Source organism: Corynebacterium sp., assembly GCF_030152825.1.
GTDB lineage: Bacteria > Actinomycetota > Actinomycetes > Mycobacteriales > Mycobacteriaceae > Corynebacterium.
This window is the reverse complement of record NZ_JASLIP010000091.1, coordinates 1-4,207: the sequence shown is the minus strand read 5'-3', so window position 1 is coordinate 4,207 and position 4,207 is coordinate 1. Positions and strand designations below refer to the sequence as shown.

The following is a 4,207-nucleotide window of genomic DNA, read 5'->3' as shown; positions in this document are numbered from 1 at the left end:
CGGCTCAGTCGGCTCCGTCGGCTCGGTCGGCTCCGTCGGCTCGGTCGGCTCAGTCGGCTCAGTCGGCTCGGTCGGCTCCGTCGGCTCCGTCGGCTCGGTCGGCTCAGTCGGCTCCGTCGGCTCCGTCGGCTCCGTCGGCTCCGTCGGCTCAGTCGGCTCCGTCGGCTCCGTCGGCTCAGTCGGCTCAGTCGGCTCCGTCGGCTCGGTCGGCTCCGTGCAGTCCTTCAGAGCCCAGGGGAACTCGTGCTCCGGGTTGAGGTGCTCCTCGGAGCCGCCCAGCTTCGCGGAGTTGACGACGACATGTCCCTGCGTGTTCCCGGACGTCTTCTCGAAAGTCGCGTTCGGAGCGAGAATCGACCAGTTGATCGAGTCGCCGCTGATTTTCAGCTCCGAGACGTTCGGCGCGTTGAGCAGAACGTGCCCGAGCTTATGGGCGCCCACATTGTCGACGAGGTTGAGGTTGATCGGACCCGCATCCGTGACGTTGATCACCAGAATCGAGTCCTGCGGCGAGCCATTCTTCTCTTTGATCTCACGAGTGTTGTTGAGCTCGGCGGAAGAAACGTTCCAGTAGTTGATCCCCTCCTTAAGCGGAAGCACAACATTTCCGTCGCCCTCCGACTCCGCAGTCAACACATTGGCAATATCGTTGACGCACTGCGAACCGGCGATGCGCCCAATCCTCTGGGCGGTGCCGCTCGCCTCCCCCTGGTTGAACAGGGAATCGAAGTCGCCCTTGCCGAGCTCGAAGTCCTCGGCCGCGCTCGGCTGCCACTGCGCCTCCACGCGCGGCGACGAATCGTAGCCCTCACCCTTTTGGACGATGTGCGGCATGACCTGCGCCCCGTTGCCATCCTCCATGAGGACATCAAGGTTACCCGGATTGTCGATGGCGACCTTCGCCTGCTTGGACAGGAGCTTGAGCTCGCCATTCGATTGCTCGAAGTCGAGCTCACCCGCGATCAGTGCGTGCCGCTGATCCTCCTCATACTTGCGCATGACGTTGGTGTTGCTCCAGCTCAGCTTGCCCTGAGCAGCGATCGGCATTTCAGCCTCGGCTTCGATGTGCACATCGCCGAACGAAACCACGCTCCAATGCTTGTACGGCTGCATCGGATAAAACTCCGAGCTGACGCCGGAGCCGGAGGGAGAGGCCACGGAGTTCCCCGCCAGATACCCACCTCCAGCGACCAACGAGACAGCCACTGCCACAGCGGCAAGTGACTTTCGAGACGCGTTCATTTATCTTCCTTTCAGCAGTCCGAAGACCGACTTTCAACCATGCCGGAATACAGCTGCCCCCCCCCCCGCGACCAACGCAGGTGGAGATTGCCGCACGCCAAGGCAAACAGATCCTCTTCGCCGAAAACCTTAAATTCGACTAATCTGTCGCTGAGATATTAGCATGCAGGTTTGTTGTGTAGCAATTGCGAAGTTAAACAAGATTTCCAATAACATCGCGCAATCAAGCGTAAACCCCTTGGTCCGGATTAAAATTTCGGATATATACACTTCACACGTCCTCCCAGCTGACGAGCCCCGCGATGACGGGCGAAACCGCAGGCAGGCGTATCCCTGGTGAAGCCACCTATTCTTGGACGCGGACGCAGCGGCACACCGGCGTGTCGGCTCACCATCTCCTCAGCGCAACGACGGTACTAGCCCCACCGAACCCGACGTCGGAGACCCGACAGCGCACCGGCACCGGCGCGGGCGGCCGGCGGCCTGTCAGCGGCGGCTGCATGACGCCAGCAAACACCCTTGACACCATCACGAAATGGTTGGCGGGCTACGTCGTGTTCCCCAACAGCCATTGTGCGCCGACGCGGGCCCTGTGGGCCGCCCATACGTGGGTTTCACCGAGCTTTTACACCACCCCGCGAATCATCCTGTCCTCACCTGTCCCCGGATCCGGCAAAATACGTGTGCTTGAACTGTTAGAGGGCATGTGCCACGCGCCCTTCATGACCGTGAACTCGTCCACGGCCGCCTTGTACCGCCGTATCGCCCAATCGTCCGGCGACGGGAAGACCCCGCCCACCGCGCTTTACGACGAGGTAGACGCACTATTTGGCAAACGGTCTACGCCCCAATCCGAGGAAGTTCGCGCGCTGCTTAACGCCGGCTATAAGGCCGGGGGGACGGTAGACCGATGCGAGGGTGGCGCGGCCAGCATGAAAGTGATTCGGTTTCCCGTGTGCGTGCCCGCCGCATTGGCTGGCCTGGCCGGCAATATGCCCGCCACGATCACCGCCCGCGCGATCACCATGGAAATCAAAAAAACGCCGCCGAGGGGCCGATCAAGCCATATCGCGAACGCGATGCCCGCGCCGAAATCGCCACCGCCCGTGACGAACTGGCCGCACAAGTGGAAGATATGGCTGGGGATCTGGCCGACGCCCGCCCCGTCATGCCCGATGGAGTGGAGGATCGCGCGGCCGAGGTGTGGGGAACCGTTGCTAGCGATAGCCGATGCCGCCGGCGGTCACTGGCCGAACACCGCCCGTGCCGCGTGCCGTGCATTCGTGTTCACGCCCGAACGCCGACCGGTATCGCTTGGCGTGGAACTGTTGCACGACATTCGCGAAGTGCTGGACGGCCGCGAAACCATCTCCACCAACGACCTACTTGCAGGGCTTCGCAGCCGCGAAGAATCCGCGTGGATGGATCTCGACGGCGGTCGAGGAATCACCGCCCGCCGCATGGCGCAACTGCTTTCCGGCTAGGCCGTGGCGTCGATTTCCATCCGCGATGGAGGTCGCGTCTACAAGGGGCACGCCACCTACGCGACCGCGAAACAGGCCAGTCTGGTGCTGTCCAACGCCGTGCTCGTCATCGTCCAGGCCGCCATCGGCCATGATGCTGCCTGGAGTGGGACTGGCGCATTCCGTTCCTGCTCAGCTTCGTGCTGATCATCATCGGCTACCTAATCCGCACGACCGTCGACGAGTGCCCGGTCTTCCGCGCCATGCAATCGGAATCCGCCGAGCGTTCCGCCCCGCTGCCGCTGCTGTTCAGGAACCACTGGCGCAAGGTCATCCAGGGCGGCGTTCGCCCCGATGATCCTCGACTCCTCGTCCACCGAGACGTACGTCGGCGACACCTGGAAGGTGAGCGTCTGCCTCATCGCGCTGACCATCCGGCGTTCATCGCGCGGTTCCTGCCCCCGAAGGACCTCGAGGAGCGCGACCTGCTGAACCTGAAGCACGAAGAGGCCTAGGCCCCTTCAGCGCCGCCCGTGTCGGCGCGCACCCCGTGATCGCGGTCCCACACCCCTGAGCGGGCCGCGCACGTTGTCCGAGTAAACCCGCCGTCCCCTCCCCTTGGGGCGGCGGGTTTCGGCGTTTGACGGCCCAAGCGCAACCGCGTCGGACCCGGCCGGCGGCAGCGAGAAAACCCCAGGCCAACCGTGTGGTTGGTCCGGGGTTTTGGTGGAGCCGCCTGCGAGAATCGAACTCGCGACCTTTTCATTACGAGTGAAACGCTCTGCCGACTGAGCTAAGGCGGCGTGCAAAAACCCAGAGCCTAAAGCTCGAGCATTCTTACGGAGGATCATCGTAGCGGACAGCAGCGCGAAGACACAAAACCTAACCGCTAGCTCACCCGGCATGCTTCCCGCAGCGCACCGCCCAGCGCATCGAGCGCGACCTCCGGCTTCACGTTCATCCCCAGGGTCTCCCGGCAGGCCGACACCGCGTCGATACAGCGGACCAGCGCCTCCGGGGAATTCCGGCGCGCGAGCTCGCCCGAGGTGGCGCGCATATCCGGGTGCTGGAACCCACCAACAGGCTGCAGGCCGTGGGCGGTGGCAGCGGCGCCACCGCCGTCACCTGCGGTTGCCTCGGCAGCGTCAGCCGAACCGTCCACCGGCTCCACGGCCCCCGCCGCCTGCAGCATCGCGTCGCGGTACAAGCCCACGACGTCGATCAAGGCCAGGTCCAGCGCGTCGCGCACCATCCGGGTCCGGCGGTTCTTCTGCTCCCGCTCCAGCTCCTTCATCTGCCCCGCCGAACCGCGCTGCGCCTTCGCAGCACCCCGCCCCTTCGCACCCACGCCCAGGGACTCCTCCAGCGCCTCGCGCTCCTTCGCCTCCACCGGCTCCACCTGCGCGGCAACCTCCTCGGTCGCCTTCGCCACCAGCTGAGAGGTGAAGCTGAACAAGCGCGCGCCCTCGTACACCATCTGCGGCAGCTTCAGCGCCGTCGCC

Annotated in this window: 3 protein-coding genes, 1 tRNA gene and 2 pseudogenes; 3 read left to right on the top strand and 3 right to left on the bottom strand. The window is 64.3% G+C overall.

What is annotated here, in order from left to right:
* Positions 1-1,242 (bottom strand): collagen-binding domain-containing protein (locus tag Q1V78_RS08890; RefSeq protein WP_300613712.1); only part of this gene is annotated, 1,242 nt, incomplete at its 3' end.
* A 910-nt stretch (positions 1,243-2,152) separates the two neighbouring features.
* Here Q1V78_RS08890 and Q1V78_RS09400 point away from each other — a divergent pair.
* From Q1V78_RS09400 to Q1V78_RS08880, 3 genes and pseudogenes are all read left to right on the top strand, one after another.
* Positions 2,153-2,395, top strand: a pseudogene (locus Q1V78_RS09400) (hypothetical protein); the annotation flags it as partial.
* Positions 2,322-2,726 (top strand): DUF3631 domain-containing protein, encoded by a 405-nt coding sequence (locus Q1V78_RS09395; RefSeq protein ID WP_367279561.1) that lies wholly within the window; start codon positions 2,322-2,324, stop codon positions 2,724-2,726. The pseudogene Q1V78_RS09400 and the gene Q1V78_RS09395, both read left to right, overlap by 74 nt.
* Before the next feature lie 179 nt (positions 2,727-2,905).
* On the top strand, positions 2,906-3,220 hold the full coding sequence (locus tag Q1V78_RS08880) for a hypothetical protein (protein WP_300613709.1): 315 nt from the start codon (positions 2,906-2,908) through the stop codon (positions 3,218-3,220).
* Positions 3,221-3,432: 212 nt separating this feature from the next.
* Here Q1V78_RS08880 and Q1V78_RS08875 read toward each other — a convergent pair.
* Together Q1V78_RS08875 and Q1V78_RS08870 are read right to left on the bottom strand one after the other, a co-directional pair.
* Positions 3,433-3,508, bottom strand: a tRNA-Thr gene (locus tag Q1V78_RS08875).
* A gap of 86 nt (positions 3,509-3,594) precedes the next feature.
* Positions 3,595-4,207: pseudogene (locus Q1V78_RS08870) on the bottom strand (DNA polymerase III subunit delta'); the annotation flags it as partial.